Below are 20,614 nucleotides of genomic sequence, written 5' to 3'. Positions count from 1 at the left end.
ATTTAACGTATCTTTGTACCATGTCAAATACGGGATATATCACTGAAGATACCATTGTTGCATTAGCGACATCTTCCGGAACAAATGGAGCTATCGCTGTCATACGCGTTTCAGGTCAGAATGCCATAAAAATTACAAACGAAATATTTAAAGGAAAGAACCTGCTTCAACAAGCATCGCATACTATCCATTTTGGAACCATAAGGGATGGCGAAGAGATTATAGATGAAGTACTTGTTTCTTTATTTGTAGCCCCGAACTCCTACACGAGAGAAAATTCGGTGGAAATATCAACGCACAACTCCAAATATATTATCGAGCGCGTTGTAAATTTACTGATCAAAAAAGGAGCACGTGCTGCTCGTCCAGGAGAATTTACCCTACGTGCATTTCTCAATGGCGGCATGGATTTATCGCAAGCAGAAGCAGTTGCCGATTTAATTGCATCCAATTCTGCAGCTTCGCATCAAGTGGCGATGCAACAAATGCGGGGCGGTTTCTCCAATCAGCTTAAATCCCTTCGTGAAGATCTCATTCACTTTGCATCACTAATTGAATTAGAGCTTGATTTTTCGGAAGAAGATGTGGAATTTGCGAACAGGGATCAGCTAAAAAATCTAATCAACAAAATACAGGTCATTGTTCAAAAATTAATACAATCTTTTGAACAAGGTAACGTCCTTAAAAATGGTGTTCCTGTTGTCATTGCCGGGAAACCGAATGTTGGAAAATCAACCCTATTGAATGCTTTCTTAAATGAAGAACGTGCCATTGTTTCCGATATTGCAGGGACTACACGTGATACGATTGAAGATGAAATTAATATTCATGGCGTCACATTCCGATTTATTGACACTGCAGGTATACGTGAGACGGCAGATGTTATTGAAGCAAAAGGAGTTGAGCGTACCCGTGAAAAGATGAAACAGGCACGATTGATCATATATCTTTTCGATCCTACACAGGACAAAGTTGAAGAAGTACAAGCTCAATTACCAGAAATCGAGCGACTACAAATTCCATTTGTCACCATTATCAATAAATCAGATTTGCTTTCTGAGGCGCAAAAAGACGTTTACAATGTCCTTAATCCGCTCTACATTTCAGCAAAAGAGCAAATTGGCGTCGAGGAATTGAAAGACGAATTGATCAATCGTGTACAATTAGGAAATTTGAATACAGATGATGTTATGGTCACCAACATCCGTCACGTGGAAGCGCTACAAAAAACAGCAGATTCACTGGAACGCGTAATATATGGTATTAACAATCCGGTCACTTCTGATTTCCTAGCAATGGATATCCGCCAAGCGCTATATCATCTTGGTGAAATCACGGGAAGTGTTTCGACAGACGATTTATTGGATAATATCTTCTCGAAATTCTGCATTGGCAAGTAAATCATAGCCTTAATGATCGCGTTATACAACAAAGAGCAAGGTCCGACCATGGTCGGACCTTGCTCTTATTAGTGAAAAAAAACATACAAATCCAGAGCAGAGCAGAGCAGAGTCAAGAACTAATTGGCTTCAAGTTGAATATCACCCGAAATTAGTCCTTCGCTTTTTGCCCTTACCTGTATTTTGCCTTTGTTTTTGCTCGTGACAATCGCCAAGGCTTTACCATGAAAAGCATTGCGGGAAGCAGATTGGAAGCTCGTCAGATCCGTCGTATTGCCATTGTCTGTCGCCACAATTTTTGCACCATCTCCCTCCACCTCAAATTCGATTTTATCGTCTGCATAAGGAACGATCGTGCCAAACTCGTCCACGATATAAGCATGTACAAAGGAAAGTTCTTTCTTTGCCGAATTGAAAGTCACATTTTCTGCAAACAATTGTATACGATGCGCTTTCGCTGCGGTACGGATCGTTTTACTTAGCAGTTTCTTGCCACCTTGAAACGATATTACTTCAATCTCCCCTGGTTTGAATTCAACAGCTTTAAATACAAGGTCGTACCGATCTGGGTCTTTGGACTGCTCCCTTATCCTTTTACCGTTCAGATAAAGCTCCACCCGGTCAGCCTGATTAAAATATACCACGATATCTACCCGATCACCTTGCTTCCAATTCCAATGAGGCAATACATGTAAGACCGGCTTTTCTGTCCAGACGCTTTGATACAGATAGTAGACATCTTTCGGAAATCCAGCTAGATCCACAATACCAAAGTACGAACTTCGTGCCGGCCAGGTGTAGGGTGTTGGTTCGCCGAGATAATCAAATCCTGTCCATACATACATGCCCGCAATATGGTCGTACTTTTCCATCAACCTCAAGCTTGTCTGATGATTTGATCCCCAAGGTGTAAATACATTGTCGTAAGCCGATATGTTCCTGTCTTTGTTCCCGCCAGAAAAGGGAATATCCCATCGTTCTGGCCACATGCGACTAGAATCATATGGCACCAAATCATACGTTCCGCGGCTTTCCAATGCCGAAGTACTTTCTGTTACGATAAACTTCTTTTCAGGATGATCTTGTGGGAAGCTTGCCCATTTCTTATGGTTATAGTTATAGCCAATCAAATCTACCGCCGAACTCATCAGCACCGGATTGGCTTTGGAGAGTTCATTATTGGCAATGGTGGTCGGACGTGTGCCATCCAGACTATCGACGATTGCTGCCAGCGCAATCGGAATCGCTGCACCATCAGCTTTGGAATGCCATTGCTCCTGCGCTTCATTGCCCAAGCACCATATAAACAACGACGGATGATTCCGGTCCCTTTTGATATGGTCAACAAAGTCCCGCTTGTACCATTCGTCCCAATATAAATGATAGTCATAGGGATTTTTGCGCCCTTTCCAGACATCGAAGGTTTCACTCATCACCACAAAACCCAAGCTATCGCAGAGATCCAAAAACGCTGGCGCCGCAGGATTGTGTGATGTCCGTATTCCATTCACCCCCATTTCTTTCATGATGCGAAGCTGACGTAATGCTGCAGATCGGTTGAATGCCATGCCCAAAGCGCCGAGATCACTATGTAAACAGACCCCACGGATTTTAAGCGGCCTCCCATTGAGCATAAAGCCCTGTTGCTGATCGAAGCTAAAATTACGTAAGCCAAATTTCGTAAGCTGTTCATCTACAACCCGACCATCAACAATAAGTTTAATCTTTGCTGTATATTGATAGGGATTTTCGATACCCCATAAGATGGGATTTTCGAGGACTATCTGCTGATCGAGGGGATGCAGACCTGCCTTGAGGGCGTTCAACGTAGTACGTTTACTCGCTAGAACAGCACCTTGAGCTGAAAGAACCTCTGTCAGTAGCGTAATCTTTTTTGATTCCTCAAGGTTATGCTCAATTTCCAGAGAGAGATCCACGACAGCACGTTTCTCACTGAGCTGCCCAGCTCTTATGAAGGTACTGTTCGTTCCTATGCTGACTGGATTCCGGCTGATTAATTTGACATCCCGATAGATCCCCGACCCCGAATAGAAACGCGAGTTGGGCTGATTCTTATTGTTTACTTTTACTGAAAGCAGGTTGTCTCTACCATCCCAGTATAAATAAGGGGAAAGCTCATATTCAAATCCGATATAACCATTGGGTCTTTTTCCTAAGAAATGCCCATTGATCCAGACCTCACTGTTTTCGTATACACCTTCGAATGCAATAAATATCCGTTGCCCTTGCTCAGCCCGAGCCAGTTTAAACGTTTTTTGATACCATCCTACGCCACCATCAAGGTAAGCAGCCCCGCTACCTGCGGGACTGCTTTCTCTAAATGGCATTTCGATACTCCAGTCATGTGGTAGATCGAGCTTTCGCCACCCCTCTCCTTTTCGTCCATTGCTATATTGCTGGCTGCTGTCCCGTTTAAACCACCAGCCCCCATTAAAATCAATAACCTTTCTGGACTGTCCACTTAAAGAACCCGCCGTCGCAAATAACAGGATCAGTATACCTATTATCCGGCTATACCTAGTATCAACTAATTGCTTCAGCATACATTTATGGGGTCTTATTGTTATTCTTGGCATCTTCGGCCAAACTCTCCTTGTAGGTCTTGCTGATAAAATTAAAGGTCAGCATGGCCGCTCCGTCATTCGAAAGCACGGGATCCCGCAATACCGCCAGTTGCATCGTATTCTCGGTCAGCGACATAATACGGACATCGCCCCAGTCGACAACGATCCCATCTTGTGGCTTTCCATGTAAAGGCGACGCCCCAGTCATACGGATGGTTTTCTTTTCGGTATCAATGTTAAAAGTCCCCTTCTGGACTTTACCTAGCATGGCATGATTCACGTTGATGTTTGCACCGCCTTTCAGGTCAAAAGTCATACTTCCATAATCGCCTGCAGGCATAAGCCAGCTATTGCCTTTCCAATCGGGTTCCCAGCTCCAGCTATCGCTGTTTAAAGGCGCGGCTGTTTTATTGATGCTTCCCCACCAGTCACCGGTGCCGTAAAAATACATTGGACCTTTAAAGTAGCGGGAAATGCCCTCAGCATCCAGATCGAGGTACCAGGTTTTCTCTTCCCCTGCCCCGCCCGTCAATAAGGTCCAGGTCTCGTCACTGATAAACTCGGCATACATCTGATCGATTTTAAATGTCACAGGCTCGCCGTAGACGATGCCACCACGCGTCTCGACACCAAATTTGACAGTGTACTCACCAGGAAAAGGCATTCTTAGGGTTACCTTTTTCTCTTGACTCCGCCCCTGTGGATGCTCCCACAATGGGGTGTATTTTGAATCCATCAAGCTGGTTAAATACACAATATTGGGATTATTGGCATCATGTTCAACAGTAAAGGCCTTTCCCTTGTCCAACTGTGCCGATGTGACATCGATGTCTCCCAATATATAATTCTCAGGAGAACAGGCTCCAAAGAGTACCATCGCCGCAAAAAAGCAGATGGCATAGGTGAATATCTTTTTCATGTTTGTCTATTTATAATTCAACTAATAGTGAGTCCTCGTATACTTGTGTTTAGTTCCATCCAGCATTTTGTTTCAGTACACCATTGGATAAGGTAATCTGCTTATTGGGTATTTGCATAAATCCTTTCGTTGTCAAAAAACGCTCTTTAGTCACGATGACCTTCTCGGGTACAGATCCACTTAGCACATCCTCTGTTGTTTCTAGTGTTGCGGCGGCATTATTCAGCCCCTGCCGCAATACATCCCAATAGCGGATACCTTCAAAAGCAAATTCAAATTTTCTTTCTTTCAGAATATTGTTTTTTGAAACTGCTAGCGACACAAAATTGGTCTTATAAGCTCTTTTTCTTACCTCATCAAAGTATTTCTGCGCGTTTGCGGAACCGAGTTCTGCCGCCATAAGCAAGACATCAGCATAGCGGATGACAAAGTAATCCTGGTCTTGGGACAGTTGCATATCCTTATCCCCACCTGTATTGGTGGTCCCATCCGGCAATGCCGTGGGGGCGTATTTTTTTATGGTGTAACCTGTATACTCACGCTGGTCTTTGAGGTCAAATCCAGTGATGTTCTCGCCATCGATATCAATAATTGAGGCGGTTTTGCGCGTATCCATGTTGTCAAACTCATTGAAAAACTTTTTGCTTACCGTACATGCCCCCCATCCTTGGCCATAGGGCGACCAATTTTTTCCGCGCAAGCCCAGAAAGACGACCCAGCGGTTGCCATCAACATAACCGTTGTAGTTCGATGTATTGTTGAATTTCTGTGCAAATACAACCTCTGCATTTCCCTTGCCGGCATATTTGGAGATATCTAGTGTATTATTGCTTGCATTGGGGATATAACTCGCTGCTGGCCACAGATTTTTGAAATCAGCCACCAACGCAAACTGGCCGCTACCGATAACCTCTTCCAGTCCCGCCAGGGCTTCGGCTTTGGAGACACCGATATCCTCGCCACCATAATAACCTGAATAAAATAGATAAACACGGGCTAATAGCGCTTTTGCTGCAAATGGAGTAGCCCGGCCATCATTGGTTGCCGCAGCTGACTTGGGGTAAGCTGTGGCTGGGATATTGGAAGCCGCAAATTTAAGGTCTGAAACAATCAGTTGATAAATCGCTTTGGGATCCGACTGTGGAATATTCTCATTGGTCGGGCTCGTTAGCAAAGGTATGTTTTCGAATAGACGGACGAGATCAAAGTACATGGTCGCCCGTAGGAACTTCGTTTCCCCTTCAATACGTGCCCGCGCTGTTGTGTTGCCTGAAAAATCAGTGCCATCCAATTTTCCCAAGAGTGTATTGCAGCGAAAAATTCCCGCATAGTAATCAGACCAGGTACCATCAAAGATATTATTGTCCGATTGGGACTGCGCAATATCAAAACGGTCTATTGCCTGAAATGATCGACCGTCTGTTGTACCTGTTCCGCCAAAACAATTGTCGGCGGCCACCTCTGCTGTCAGATAGAAAGATTGGCTCCCATTGGAGGTTGTGCGTTGATAACCATCATAACAGCCGACCAAAGCCATGTCAGCATCGGCTATGGTTTTATAAAAATTGCTTTCCAAAACGCTTGTCATCGGTTCGACATCCAAAAAACTGGATGAACATGATCCTAAGATTAAGGACCCAAATAACATGGAATGATAGATATAGCTCGTTTTTTTCATGATTTCTTGTGTTTAGAATTTAACATTTAGGCCAAATAATACAGTCCTTGGTCTTGGATAGTAACCAAGGTCGATACCCGACACCCAACCATCGGTTCCATAACCGATCTCGGGATCCATCCCATCATATTTGGTGAACGTGAACAGGTTTTGTCCTTGAACGTAGAAGCGGATCTGATTAGCATACTTCCATTTGATCAGCTTCGATAGATCATAACCTAAGGTCACATTGCTGATCCGAAGAAAGTCTCCATCCTGAATATAAAGGTCTGAAAACTGCCAATTGACATTCGTTTCCGTAACACGGGGAATTGTACTGGAAGTCCCCTCTCCGGTCCATCGGTCTAATATTCGCGTGGTATAGTTTGCTTGTTTATTGGCATGATTGCGGTAAGATTGTACAATTTTGTTTCCCAGGGAACCGTAGGCATTCACCGAGAAATCAAATCCTTTATAATCCAGTCCAATATTAAATCCATAAGTAAAATTAGGCATGCCCACACCCAGATTTGTCTTATCCGAGGCATTAATAATACCATCACTATTCTGGTCTACATATTTCACATCGCCCGGTTTCACATCCGCTTGAAGGATACCTTTCCCGGCTGTTTTCCAGGCGTCGATCTCGGCTTGGTTCTGGAATAGGCCGTCTGTCTTATACCCCCAGAAGTAGCCAATGGGTAGACCATTTGCAGCACGATAAAATTCTTCCGAATTATCGTATAACATGGCTGTCTGTCCATGGATAATGCCATCTTCAGTCGGAATCTGTCCCACCTTATTTTTGTTATAGGCACCATTTACCCCAAGACGATACTTGACTTCATTGATCTTATCCGCCCAATTTAGGCCCAATTCCACCCCTGTATTCTTCACGTCACCGCCATTGATAAAAGGGGGCAACGTTCCGGTGTCGCCAAAACAGGCGCTGTAACCAGCCAGTTCTTGGTCTTTTTGACATAAAAATCGGCCACAACATCCAGGCGGCTGTTCGCAAATTTGGCATCAAATCCAATATTAGTCTGTTCGGAAGTTTCCCAGGTCAGATTCGGATTGGATAAACGGCTCGGATAAGCCCCGGCGATATTATTGTTACTCGTTCCAAAGACATAATGTGCTCCGGGGTTGGACGATGTAATTCCTGTTGAGGTACTGATGGGTGCCGCATATTGAAAATCAGCGATATCCTGATTACCCACTTGCCCCCATGAAGCACGGAGTTTAAAGAAGTTTACAGCCGCTAAATGTTCTTTAAAAAACTCTTCGGAAGAAATGACCCAACCTGCCGATACCGAAGGAAAATATCCCCAGCGATTGCTGCGCGAAAATTTAGAGGATCCATCTGCACGCAATGTAGCATTCAACAGGTACTTTTCCTTATAATTATAGCCCAGCCGTCCAAAGTACGAGACCCTACGGGTGATGTTCTCTGGCTTTCCAGACACCGTACGCGTTTCGACGACGTTCCCTTTTTCATCCAGGTGCGCCTGGCCTGTGGTATTGTCCAAATAAGCATGTGCAAAATCATTGAACTGCGAAAGCAGATTCCAGTTGGATCCTGAAAGGTAAGTTCCCTGGTAACGTAGCGATTCCATACCAACCATAGCCGAAAAACGATGATCCGTATGGATATCAAAGTCATAGGAAGCAGTATTTGTCCAGGTCAGCGTATGACCTTTGCTCATGTTCTGCGAGGTTGTTGTATGATCTTGATTGTAGGTGTAGATAGAGAATCGATACATGGGCGTAAAACTTCTATATTCTGAAGCATAATAGTTGAATCCCAGCAATGACCGGATCTTCAAGCCTTTGATCGGTTCGATTTCCGCAAAGATATCGGCCAATAATTTTTGACCATCATTGGCATTGTTCGAATTGGTCATCATCACCCCATATGGATTGCTGTCCCCATTGTACCAAGGTGAATTGGAGGTATCATTGAAAGGACTTCCGTACAAGCCATTGTCCGAGTACACCGGTGACAAGGGCGAAGTCGCAAAAGCACCGCGCAGCGTATTACTGTACTGATTGCCGACACTGATGCCTCGATTTTTGATGTAGTTAAAGTTGAGGTGCTGACCTATTTTCACAAAGTTATCGAAGAGTTTATGTTCCGAGTTCGTACGGAAACCATAACGCTGATAGTTGGAAACATCTTTACCACCGACAATCCCCTCCTGACCAATATAGTTCATCGATAAGGCGTAGGTGGATTTTTCATTGCCGCCAGTCAGGGCAACATTGTAATTGTCCATTTTTGCATTATCCTTAAACATGTAATCCATCCAATTGGTATTGGCCAGACCGTCCATGCTGTTAAAATCAATAACCCCAGCCCCCGAATTCAGCGATTGCTCATTCATGATCAGCTTGTACTGATCTGCATCCAGCAATTTTGCTTTACGCGAAACGTTCTGAATGCCTGTATAGCCATCAAACGACAGCACATTTTTTCCCGCAGCGCCCATTTTAGTGGTGACCAGAATAACCCCATTGGCAGCCTGCGAACCATAGATGGCGGCCGAAGCCGCGTCTTTCAATACGTCGATAGATTGGATATCGGCCGCATTTAAGACCGAAATATCCCCTCCCGGAACGCCATCGATGACGTACAAGGGGCCTGAATTGCCAATTGTTCCCAGTCCGCGGACGACGACCTTCATATCTGCTCCCGGCTGACCGGAAGTTGATGTAATGGATACACCCGGTGCTTGCCCCTGAAGCGACTGCAGCGGGTTTAATTGATTACGTTTCTGCAGTTCTTCACCCTCTACCTTCAAGTTGGCTCCCGTATTCAATTTTTTCTTTTGTACACCGTAGCCGATAACCACCACTTCTTCAAGATCGGAAGCTTGCGGCTGCAGGCGGATCACCATATTGGGGCCAGTCACTGTAATTTCTTCGGTTTTGTACCCTACGTAGGTAACGATCAATACTGTCCCTGTGCTGGCCTTCAGTGCAAACTTGCCCGATTCATCACTACTCGTTGAAATCTTCTGATTCTTTACTTTGATACTCGCTCCCCCGATCGGCAGTCCTGAATCAGCCGAAACAACCGATCCGGTAAAGGATTGTGCCCAGACCAAAGAGGTTACGCTGGTCATGACAACGACGGCCATGCCCCTGCTCAACAATTGTTTGCTTATCATATCTCTTGATTTATAAATTGGTTTTTATTATTTTAATTTGACCTGCAAGGCTTTACCGGCATAGGTTACCACTGTGGGTTTTGCTGGTGAAACATCCAGTCCAACGGCGTTGCTGTCGCTGACAAAAATGAAATTGAACTTTCTTTTGGTCAGCATGCCATCGAAATCACCCTGACGGTTGGCCACTGACAGCGTCTTTGTCGAATTGTCATAACTGAAATCAATGCGACTATATTTCCCTTTTTCATAATTATAGTTGCTTCCTTCGTCTTCATAGAGTGAAAAATGACCGTTTGCTCCCGCATAGACATAGACATCCAGTACATCCGGCTTTTTCTCGGCAGTATACTGCATGACCGGTCCAATAGGCAATATTGCTCCGGCTCTGACATAAACAGGGATACGTTCGTATGGTGCAGCAACAAGCAGATCCTGCCCACCTGTTACCATCTTGCCACTGTATAGATCATACCAGCTGGTTCCTTTTGGAAAGTGTATCTTGCGTGAGCTCGCACCTTTTTCAGTGACAGGACTGATGAGCAAAGATGGTCCCCAAAGGTATTGGTCATTGCGGTCGAATCCATCTTTGTCCTGGGGGAAATCCATGGCAAGTCCACGTATCATCGAATAGTCATCAAAAAAAGTCTTTGCGGCAAGACTATAATTATAGGCCAGTAATTTATACCGTAGATTGATCGCATAGATCATGCTTTTATAGGCCGGATGATCCACAGGAGCGATATTATACGGCTCGCGGTAGGGATATTGTCCATGCGCCCTGAATAAAGGCAAGAATGCCCCGTATTGGTACCAGCGGCTATTCAGCTCGCGCCACTCCTCCAAGTCCACCGCATCAGGTTTGTGAAACCTGTTTTCAACCAAAAAGCCACCTGCATCCATCGTCCAATAAGGTGTACCGGACATCGAGAAATTGATGCCCCCGGCAATCTGATCTTTCATGTCATGCCATCTCGAAGCAATATCGCCGCTCCAGGCAGCCGCCGCATAGCGCTGCTGCCCTGCAAAAAAGGATCGCGTCAGAATAAACACCCGTTTGTTAGGATCTGTTTCACGCTGGCCCTCGTAGATACCCTTGGCATTTTGCAAAGGGAACGCATTATAGTAGCGAACAGATGATCCTATAGCTGGCTGAAAGACCGATTTACGCTCGTCCAGATCAATATTGGAGTGAATATCTGGCTCACTCGCATCCATCCACCAGGCATCGATCCCAATTTTGAAAAGATTGTTGTCCAACAATTTCCAGAACCATCGCGTGCCGCTTTGTTGAAAGGATCATAAAATGTCGAGGTATAGCCCTTTCCGATCCAATCTTTACGGCCGTCATAAATATTTCTCGGATAGATCCATTTGTTGGCTTTAAATTCTTGGTATACGGAAGACTCTTCATTGATTTTAGGCCAGGCCGAAATCATGATCTTAAAGTGCTGATAATGCAGCTTCTTCACCATGGCCAGAGGGTCTGGAAAACGCTTTACATCAAATTTTTGGCTCCCCCAGTCGTTTTCAGCCCAGTAAGACCAATCCTGCACAATATTGTCGATCGGAATCTTACGTCTGCGAAATTCAGCCGCGACCTCCTCAATTTCCGCTTGTGTCTTGTAACGTTCTCTGCTCTGCCAAAATCCAAAGCTCCAAATCGGCATAATCGGTGCCTTGCCGGACAAGTGGCGATAACCTGCAATGACCTCATCCATTGATGCGCCCTGTACAAAGTAATAATCAATGGCATCTCCAGCTTCTGAATTAAAGGAAAATACGTTTTTACGCGCTTCTGGAATGGGGCTCTGCCAGTTTAAGGTAAAATAAGATTCGCCCCCATCAGGTATCCATTCCATTCGGATCTGGTAAGTTTTATCTTTCTGCAGGTCTCTTTCTATTTCAAAGGTACCTGCATTCCAGGATTGCCGCCAGCGGTCAGCGACCTGCTCGCCATCAATCCAAACTTTCATATAACCTGAATATTTAAAATGCAGCACATGTTTGCCAGTATAGGGCGAAGAGAAACTTCCGGCATAGATGACTTTGCTTTCGGCCAGCTTTACGCTCTTTGGAAATTTGTGCTGATCTGTTAGGTAGCCATAGTCAATGATTGATTCCGGTCGGGATAGATACACTTCTTCGTCCTTGTTCCGATTTACATAGGTTGCCGTGAGCCAACCCGGCTCTCCTTCTTTTGACTGCAACTTAAAAGCATTTAAAGGCAATAACGGCCTCACGTCGCCCGCTTTTGTAATGGAGTAATTGTGCCATAAAATGCCATAGTTGTTAGTGGACAGTAAAAAGGGCATTCCGATTTCTGTATTGTACTGCAGCAGCGAAACCTGTTTGCCACGGTTATAGTTCATCACCGCATTCTGATGTTGGCCGAGTCCATAGATCCCCTCTTCCGAATTGACAATAAAGTCTTGGTTAATGTGATAAAATGCATCACCTTGATAACTATTGGCTAAAAAAGAACTTGAATTCCGCTTTGCTTCTTTCAAGATGGATTGCCCCTTAAGGTCAAAAAATTCCACTTTGCCGTTCATCAAGGAAACTACGGCCTGCATATTGGCCGTTTGTACATTTACCGTCGAGTCGGTCGAGCTTACCGCGAGTGATTTTACTTGCCGGCGCAGTGAATCGACGATCACTAAGCTCGTTTGTTCCGGTAAGACTGCACCAGCTGGAACAGCTGTAACACGCACAATCTTGTCGGTTACGACATCCAAATAAATATCCTGATCAATGGAGGTCTCCGAATTTTTGAAGCTGACCTTAATACCGGAAGGCATTTTTTGATAATGAGCTTTATTGGCTTGGCTAAATCCCTGCTGCACGATTGCGAAGAGCATCAAACCACTTAAAGCGTACGTTAAGTTGCGCATTTAAATAAGATTTATTGGTTATTATATTCCCTTGGTTATTACGCGTCCTTTCCTATTGAAAGAACAGATCAAATATAGAATGCAACCGGTTGTATAAGGGGTATATTTTGTTAACTTTTAGGGGTTATTTTGTTAACTTACGCGGGGATACTGGCGGAAAACACTATCGACAATTCACTTATTTACAAGCTTTTTCGATAAAAAGACGGCAGGTTACCAAATGCAGATTTAAAATATTTGCTGAATTGTTTCGGATTTCCGAATCCTACTTCATAAGCAATTTCAGCCATCGATAATTTCGAGTTCTGAACCAGATGCATGGCACGTTTGAGCCGAATATGTCGGATGTATTCCATCGGTGAATAGCCTGTGATGGCTAGCACCTTTTTATAAAGCCCTACGCGCGTGAGGTTCATTCTTTTGGCTAGCAGTTCGACAGAAAGCGAAGAGTCGCTGAGATCCTGTTCAATTTCCTTTACCAGCATACGGATAAACTGTTCATCAGCAGATACGATATCGGGCTGCGCCAGATTAACATTAATCTGTTTTTTATACCGTTTTACCATTGTCTGTTGTTGATGGAGTATCTGCGCTAATTTTGAACGCAGCAGGTTAATATTAAAAGGCTTGTTGATATAATCTGTAGCACCCGACTCCAAGGCTTCCAGTTCAATTTTCTGATTGACTACGGCCGTTACAATCAGCACAGGGATATGGACCAGCTTGGCCTGGGCCTTTATAAACCGGCAAAAATCCAGTCCGCTCTCACCAGGCAGGCTGAGATCGGTGATGACAAGATCGACCTGCTGATTGCTTAGGATCAATTTTGCATCATTGATGCTTTGCGCAGCGTGGATTAGGTAATCTGAACTCAGGGTCCGCTCCAGGTATTGAAGGAAGTCGATATCATCTTCGACCAATAAAATAGCGGGTTTATCCTGCTTATTGCTTTCGACAGGATCGACACTCGCTTCGGCCTTATGTATGGGTAGCTGAACTTTAAAATCGTCCAGTGCACATTGCTGCTCAGCGCGATAGTTCCGCCCAAGAATTCGACATAGTCTTTAACAATAGAAAGCCCGATTCCCGTACCCTGATTCAGTTTTCCATTGGGCACATCCAGTTGCATGTAACGTTCAAATACGCGGGCTTGTAGGTTTTCGGGAATCGCTGTACCCTGATTTTGAACTTCAATACGCAGCATCTTTCCTGTTTCGTGTTCAGTGACTTCGGCATTGAATGCCACAATGCCGGATACCGGGCTAAACTTGATCGCATTTGACATCAGATTGAAAATAATGCTTTCCAATTTGTTTTTGTCAAACCAGGACAGATAGGTGTCTGGAGCGATATTGACCTGCAGCGAGATCTGATTGCTTTGCGCTATCCCGGCAAAGGCATCAAGCATTTCGCGGATAAATCCCGTGAGGTCCCCATACGCTTCGTTCAGCTCAAGCTCACTTTTCTCCCAATTTTTCTAAAGTCCAGCAGCTGATTGACCAATTTAAGCAGACGGTCTGCATTTCTTCTTGATTAAGTTTAGGTCGGCTTTTTTTTCTGGATGCTGCTCTTCATCCAGCAGCTGCTGCGCTGGAGTTAGAATCAAACTGATCGGAGTTCTGAATTCATGACTTACATTGGTAAAGAAACGTGTTTTCAACGCATCCAGTTCCTTTGCCTGTGCAGCCTGTTCCTGGGCGAGGTAGAGTTGATTGCGCGTCTTGACACGTAGTTTTGTCAAATAAAAATAAGCCCATAGGACGATCAGTACCAGGCTGGCATAGAAAAGAAAGGCCCAAGCCGAACGCCAAAAAGGTGGCTGTATATCGATTGTTAGGAGCAGCACGCCCTCAGACCAGCTATTCGAATCGATGGCGTGCCGAATATACAAATTGTAGCTTCGGGTGTCTAGATTGGTGAAATTGGCGCGCATGGTTGCCGGTTCAAAATCAAACCATTCATCACTTAGACCAGCAAGCTGATATTGGTAGAGTCCATTATGCTGTTGCAGGTAGTCAAAGGTAGAGAACTCCAGCGAAATGGCATTGAGGTTGTAAGGAAGACTCAGTTCTTTAAGATTATTCAGGGCTTGATCGTAAATGACCCGGCCAGAAAATTCCTCACCTACGGCTATCCGCTTGTTAAATAAATAAAGATTGGACAAAAGCGGTAAGACCAGTTCACTTTCGCTGCTAATTTTCTTAGGGTCGATAAAATTGAATCCCTTTGGCCCACCAAAGACAAGTCTTCCGTCCCGCATTTTTAAAGCGGCGTTTTCATTGAATACATTCCCCTGAAGGCCTGATTCCCTTGTAAAATTGCGGATGATGAACTTCTCGGCCTGCCCTTTGCCAACAATCGCCGACAGTCCTTTGTTTGTTGAAGCCCAGATTCCCCCCTGATTATCGACCAAGAGCGCCAGGATCGCATCGTCGCTGAGTCCATCCTGCTGTGTGAGATAGCTTACTTTTGTACCGTCGATTACATGCAAGCCCTCTTGTGTTGCTACCCAAATACGACCAGTTTTGTCCTCTTTAATATCATAAATCAGATCATTCATAAGTTTCATGGGCGAACTGGATGTATTCATATAGCTAATCTTGTCGTCGGGAGCCAACAATGCCAAACCTGTCGCTGTGCCGATCCAGAGCCGTTTTTTTGAATCTTCAAACAAGACAGAGATATAATTGCTGTTAATGGTTTGTCCCTGCCGAGTATACGCTCTCGAAAACTGTTCTGTCTTTTTATCAAACAGGTACAAGCCAGCACTTAAGGTTCCTATCCAAAATCGATGTTGACTATCCTCGTAGATCTCCCATACACTATCGTCGTTCAACTTTCCAGGTGCCGAATCACGGTGGAAAACCTTAAAACTTTTGCCGTCGAATCGACACATACCACCTCGATAAGTTCCGATCCACAGCTTATCTTCCGTATCCAGCAATAAGGAAACAATCACGTTGCTGCTCAAACTGTTGGGATCCTGAGGATCATGCAGGTATTGCGTGAATGTTTTCTGACTGCTATTATAATAGAGCAATCCCCCACCGTTTGTCCCGATCCATAGATTACCCTTTCGATCCTGTACAAACTTATTGACATCGTCAAAGGGAAGCGATTTAGGAAGCCCTGGATAGTTCCTGATTAAAGAGAATAACAACAGCTTGGGATGATAATAACTGATGCCACCTTTATAGGTTCCCGCCCATATGATACCTGACTTATCCCGATATAAAGCCGTTATGCTATTGTAAGGTAGGCTCCGTAAATCATATTTATCGTTAGCGAGGATCTGTACACTTTTTGTTTTTTTATCATAAACATTGATCCCACCATGATCAGTTCCTAGCCAAAGATGCCCTTGATCATCTTGCACGATATTACCTACAAAAGGATTGGATAGTTCTTTTTGGAGATGTTGAATTGATCCATCTTTCGGGTCAAACCAGTATACACCGATTGGAATATCCTTTGAGAAGATCCATATCGCCCCATCCTGATCGGCAAATAGATTATAATTTACCAGCTTATTGCTGATCGGCAATAAGCTAGTTTTGGTACTTCGCAGTGATTTCGTATCAATGTGACCCAGCAGGCCATTTTCGTAGATTACCCAGATCGTCTGCCCTTGCCCAGCTATCACATCGGCTATTCGGTTGTTTTTGGTCAACTGCGGTACAGTACGATAGGTTTTCTTTAGGCTATCGTACAAGATCAGCGAACGATCACTATACAATAGTGCAAAGGTCTGCCCTTCCAGCTGTCTTATCGTATATACGTCTTTGACGGGCAACTTTAAGCGGGTCAGTATGGAATCAAGCTGCTGGACGATAATGCCTGAATGCTGATCATACACATTCATCCGGTTGCTGGTACGGATCCATACATTGCCTTCTGGTCCCTCAAAGATTGCGGAAATCGAATTTCCACTCAGCCCGGTACGTTTATTAGCGGAATAGCGAAAATTTGTGAATTGCGCTCCATCAAATCGGCTAAGGCCAGATTCGGTACCAAACCAGAGGTAATTGTACTTATCCCTGAGTGCACAATTGACATGATTATGGACCAGGCCCTGGTCAGAGGTTAAGGTTTTAAACGCATAGGTATTGACCTGGCTCCAAGCTGACGATTGCCCTAAGAAAAGGAAAAGAAAAAGTTGGAGATACGCGTATAAAAAAGACTTAAGCTGCTGCATTGGTTATCATCTCCCCAATGATACAAAAATTGAGCAAATACAGCAAATCAAGTTGCTATTAATATAAGCTTTAACATGGTCTTTTGATCGTTTCATCATTATACAACACGCACTATCACCCCTTATCATATTTCCAATATAAAAAATGGCATTATTGAGACAACTATTCTTTATCCCCCTAACCATGTTACCACATTGAGATCAAGTTCGTGAGTTAAACCTAAATAACACCATTTTTATAGGGATATAGCAGGGGTTAACAAGGGTTTACCCCTGTTATACCCCTGTTACCCCCCAGTTAAACCCCTCCTACTGGTTGAACTCGTATAAATTAATTGATACGTTTAACCACTCTAAACAATCGTTAAAATCCAAGAAAGAAATTGACTTATAAGGAAGTGATGGAAAACGTAAAAAAAAGCGAAACAACGCTACATAGAACGTGCAATATTAGTTATAAAAGACAAAAGCTAATACCATAGACCTGATTCATTTCGACAATTGAATACTTTACTGAAATTGCTTAGGCCTGTCTTTTTCTGCTGCTCTTGCGGCAATCTCATCAATGCGTTTTTTGCGGGTATCTGGTCTTTTGGCGAGAACAATCCATTGCAACATCATTTTTTTTGACGGATTTACTCAATCCAAGAAAATAATCTTTTGAACCAGCATAATGTTGAAATGCTTCATCCAAATCCTCGGGAATAATTAATTCTTCCACACTGTCCAAAATTGACCAAGAGCCATTTTCTTGTGCTATTTTTATAACCGCGTACCCCGCTGGAGCCATCAGATTCGCATCGATTAGTTTTTTAACTTTTTCTTTGTTAATTCTAGACCACGTGCTCTTTGGTTTTCTTCGACTAAATAATTGCATAAATGAATAGGCATCAATCGGCCTCCTCGTGCTATCAATCCAGCCAAAACACAAAGCTTCATCCACCAGCTCTGTCCAACTGACCACCGGTAAATTTGATTTTTTAGTATTACAGATCACCCAAATTGATTGTGCTATATGATGATTGTTTTCGAGCCAAAATCGCCATTCTTCTTTTGTATTCAGGTAAATAGTGACTCTCTCCGCCGAATTCTGTTTGATCATTGATATAGTTTTTTAGTCCTTACTGGTATGGATAAAATTTGTCTATTGTGAAAATACGTTTTTTTTGAATACTAGTCATCCATGTTTTGCAGAACAACAACGACCAGCTTGTCCTATTGACAAACTCAAATTAGTCAGCAGCATTTTCATTCTTAAATTTTAAGAATATATCTTTTGGGAACTAATAGAAGTATTATGAGTAGAACAATCTGTATGCAGATTACAAAAAACAAAATAGTCTGAGTTCGAAAAGCAAGTTCAGAGACTCGTTTTGCGTTTCTGCGCCGTAAATCGATCTGATTTTTCAGCACATGCTTTTCACAGCTATCAATATCAGCCCGCTGCTCTATTTTCCATTTTTCCTCACTTGCCAGATGATCACTTTCGTAGGTGCCAAGTCGATAGCGTCGAATAGCGTAAAAAAAAACCAGCAACAGCCATAATGGTAATTGAAGTCAAGCTAATCAGGATTTTCTTTATCATACGTATTTATTTTTGCATTTCGTTTCAAATAATAAGCCCTTAAAAAAATTACAATCAACACAGCTGTTAATCCCGAGACCAGAAAAGACGAAAACTGGAAAATAGCTTCACCAAACGCTTTACTGTCGCCAAAACACTGTACTGAGTTTCCCCATATATCAGTGCCCATAGCCCCCTCATAAATACATTTCCGACAAGCCCAATATTCGGGAAGTATAATTCCGAGATAAATTGGTAACAAAATACCATAACAAGTAAGCAGAATAATTGTTATTGCACGAATCAATTTCATATGATCTATATACCTAAACCTTTTATTCGTTAAACACCACAATCGCCAATTTACAGTTTTACAATAGCTAAAAAATCGTTAGTTTATATGTGTTGGCAATCATTTATAATTCGTTAGTGATCCATCAATTTACACAAACGTTTGTGTATTCAATTTACTTGAATCTCTAATTTATTCTCAGTATACTCGTCATAACATTATAATCAATTACCCAGAACAGCGGTTCAAAAAATAGACTAAACAGACAGCAAAGCAACATTACCGGAATACGGACTAATATATTCTTAAAGCAACATATTTTAAAACGCTAAAAAAATGAAACAGATTGGCTTAAAAATCAAACAGGAATGGAAGTTTCTTTCCATATTCGTCATCTGCTCTTTACCAAGCTTATTCAGCATGGCACAATCCAACAGGCCGGTTCTCCGTATCGGTATCATGGCCGATATGCAATACGCAGACAAAACAGACCACGGTAGCCGGTTCTACCACAATTCTTTAATGAAAGTCGATACCGCTGTAGACTTCTTTAATCGCAATAAAGTCGATTTTTCATTGGTTCTTGGCGATCTTGTCGACGAAGGTCCAAAAGATCTACCTGTATTGTTAAAACATCTCTACCCTTTAAAAAAACCGATGTATTGTCTACTTGGCAACCATGACTATGTCAGCGTATCTAAACCAGATCTTCTGCACACCACTTTTGGGATGCCAGCTAAATACTACGCATTTACAAAAGGGAAATGGCGATTTGTTTTCTTAAATACGAATGCGCTCAGTGAATATGCCACAACGCCCAATTCAGCAGACCAACGTGAATGGAAAACCTTGGTGGGTAGCCTACAGGCAGACGGAAGGAAAAATACGCAACCCTGGAATGGCGGAGTTGATCATAAACAACTCCTATGGTTGCAAAACGAACTTGCCCGAGCGCGGAAAAATAAGGAGCATGTGATCGTATTGACACATCATCCCTTATTGCCAGAAAATGGTTATGAAACACTCAATAATAGGCCAGTTCTTGATATACTCTACAAATTCCCAGAAGTTAAACTGGTACTTTCCGGTCATAATCATAAAGGCAATTATGTGATGGTAAACAATATTCCTTTTGTAACCATGGAAGGTATGATAGAAACACCTACAAGCAATGCCTATGGTCTTTTGGAGCTTTATCCGGAAGAAATCAAAATCAAAGGCCAGGGTAGACTCAGTTCAAGAGTTTTTAAATTATCATCCAAATAAGGCTCAATCGGGCGATTAAAAAACTCGCCATAAATGAAATTTAAATAAAACACCCCCAACAGCGAAAGCCGTTGAGGGTGTTTTTTATTGAATGGGTTTAGTGAATACACTATTCTAAGGTTGGATTAAATGTTCCGCCCCAATCTTTATTCTGCTTGATATTCGGATTTTTATCAATGACTGATTGTGCTATTGGAAAGAAATAATAGGTATCTGGTACCAGGTTCACTTTGTTTCCTGTACTTGGCACCTGCCAAGACACTATATTTAAACTGATTCTCTTTCAACGTGTATGTTTTGGCCAATACATTTGCATCTTCCAGTTTCATTTCAGTTCCATTAGCATTGATCGCAATAGCTTCAACTCCATGCTTTGTCGTATTGTTTAGTATATTTAACTTACGTAACCGTCGTAAATCCCAAAAACGATGTCCTTCAAAGCAGAACTCAATATTACGCTCTGCTAAAATGGCTTCACGCATTTGCTCTTTCGTAGTCGCTGCAATACCATATTTATTATCCGCACCAGGTTCTATACCCGATCTTTTTCTGATCTGTGTCACCAAATCTAAGGCTGTCGCAAAGTCTCCGGTTTCATTTGCTGTTTCAGCATAATTCAACAGGACTTCGGCATAGCGCATCAAGACAAAATCCACATCATACTGGGTTTCCACT

At 43.1% G+C, this 20,614-nt stretch carries 14 protein-coding genes and 1 pseudogene; 2 read left to right on the top strand and 13 right to left on the bottom strand.

Annotated features, from left to right (window positions below; genetic code table 11):
* Positions 1–20: 20 nt before the first annotated feature.
* Complete coding sequence (mnmE, locus tag DTA23_RS09170; protein ID WP_070568741.1) at positions 21–1,400, top strand: tRNA uridine-5-carboxymethylaminomethyl(34) synthesis GTPase MnmE; 1,380 nt, start codon at positions 21–23, stop codon at positions 1,398–1,400.
* 119 nt (positions 1,401–1,519) lie between these two features.
* Here mnmE and DTA23_RS09165 read toward each other — a convergent pair whose 3' ends face one another.
* The 12 genes and pseudogenes from DTA23_RS09165 to DTA23_RS09125 form a co-directional block, all read right to left on the bottom strand.
* Complete coding sequence (locus tag DTA23_RS09165; protein WP_112374807.1) at positions 1,520–3,964, bottom strand: glycoside hydrolase family 2 TIM barrel-domain containing protein; 2,445 nt, start codon at positions 3,962–3,964, stop codon at positions 1,520–1,522.
* 4 nt (positions 3,965–3,968) lie between these two features.
* The gene (locus tag DTA23_RS09160; protein WP_112374502.1) at positions 3,969–4,904 is read right to left on the bottom strand and encodes a hypothetical protein; all 936 of its coding nucleotides are present in this window, start codon (positions 4,902–4,904) and stop codon (positions 3,969–3,971) included.
* Between the two features lie 49 nt (positions 4,905–4,953).
* Positions 4,954–6,582: a RagB/SusD family nutrient uptake outer membrane protein gene (locus DTA23_RS09155; RefSeq protein WP_112374501.1), complete on the bottom strand. Its 1,629-nt coding sequence runs from the start codon at positions 6,580–6,582 to the stop codon at positions 4,954–4,956.
* A gap of 12 nt (positions 6,583–6,594) precedes the next feature.
* The gene (locus tag DTA23_RS27520; protein ID WP_218565330.1) at positions 6,595–7,458 is read right to left on the bottom strand and encodes a SusC/RagA family TonB-linked outer membrane protein; all 864 of its coding nucleotides are present in this window, start codon (positions 7,456–7,458) and stop codon (positions 6,595–6,597) included.
* Positions 7,455–9,731 (bottom strand): SusC/RagA family TonB-linked outer membrane protein, encoded by a 2,277-nt coding sequence (locus tag DTA23_RS09150; protein ID WP_218565329.1) that lies wholly within the window; start codon positions 9,729–9,731, stop codon positions 7,455–7,457. The genes DTA23_RS27520 and DTA23_RS09150 overlap by 4 nt, the downstream gene beginning before the upstream one ends.
* Positions 9,732–9,758: 27 nt before the next feature.
* Positions 9,759–10,085 (bottom strand): DUF5110 domain-containing protein, encoded by a 327-nt coding sequence (locus DTA23_RS28810; RefSeq protein WP_256603494.1) that lies wholly within the window; start codon positions 10,083–10,085, stop codon positions 9,759–9,761.
* 75 nt (positions 10,086–10,160) lie between these two features.
* Positions 10,161–12,529, bottom strand: a pseudogene (locus tag DTA23_RS09145) (TIM-barrel domain-containing protein); the annotation flags it as partial.
* A gap of 275 nt (positions 12,530–12,804) precedes the next feature.
* Complete coding sequence (locus tag DTA23_RS09140) at positions 12,805–13,542, bottom strand: helix-turn-helix domain-containing protein (protein WP_112374500.1); 738 nt, start codon at positions 13,540–13,542, stop codon at positions 12,805–12,807.
* A complete protein-coding gene (locus DTA23_RS09135) occupies positions 13,494–14,030 on the bottom strand; it encodes a sensor histidine kinase (protein WP_112374499.1) in 537 nt (178 codons plus the stop codon). Before DTA23_RS09135 ends, DTA23_RS09140 begins: the two co-directional genes overlap by 49 nt.
* Positions 14,031–14,126: 96 nt before the next feature.
* The gene (locus DTA23_RS09130; protein WP_112374498.1) at positions 14,127–16,817 is read right to left on the bottom strand and encodes a ligand-binding sensor domain-containing protein; all 2,691 of its coding nucleotides are present in this window, start codon (positions 16,815–16,817) and stop codon (positions 14,127–14,129) included.
* 510 nt (positions 16,818–17,327) lie between these two features.
* Complete coding sequence (locus DTA23_RS28805) at positions 17,328–17,423, bottom strand: hypothetical protein (protein ID WP_256603493.1); 96 nt, start codon at positions 17,421–17,423, stop codon at positions 17,328–17,330.
* Positions 17,380–17,919: a YdeI/OmpD-associated family protein gene (locus DTA23_RS09125; RefSeq protein WP_256603208.1), complete on the bottom strand. Its 540-nt coding sequence runs from the start codon at positions 17,917–17,919 to the stop codon at positions 17,380–17,382. The genes DTA23_RS28805 and DTA23_RS09125 overlap by 44 nt, the downstream gene beginning before the upstream one ends.
* Before the next feature lie 1,090 nt (positions 17,920–19,009).
* On the opposite strand from DTA23_RS09125, the gene DTA23_RS09115 reads away from it, so the two are divergent.
* A complete protein-coding gene (locus tag DTA23_RS09115; protein ID WP_112374496.1) occupies positions 19,010–19,939 on the top strand; it encodes a metallophosphoesterase in 930 nt (309 codons plus the stop codon).
* Between the two features lie 173 nt (positions 19,940–20,112).
* Here the strand turns inward: DTA23_RS09115 and DTA23_RS28800 are convergent, their stop codons facing one another.
* Positions 20,113–20,613, bottom strand: coding sequence for a RagB/SusD family nutrient uptake outer membrane protein (locus DTA23_RS28800; RefSeq protein ID WP_256603206.1), 501 nt, complete (start codon positions 20,611–20,613; stop codon positions 20,113–20,115).
* Between the last annotated feature and the right edge of the window lies 1 nt (position 20,614).

Origin of the sequence: Sphingobacterium multivorum (assembly GCF_900457465.1) — a bacterium.
In the GTDB taxonomy this organism is placed as follows: domain Bacteria; phylum Bacteroidota; class Bacteroidia; order Sphingobacteriales; family Sphingobacteriaceae; genus Sphingobacterium; species Sphingobacterium multivorum.
The sequence above is the reverse complement of the archived record's forward strand: the minus strand, read 5'-3'. Positions and strand labels throughout refer to the sequence as shown.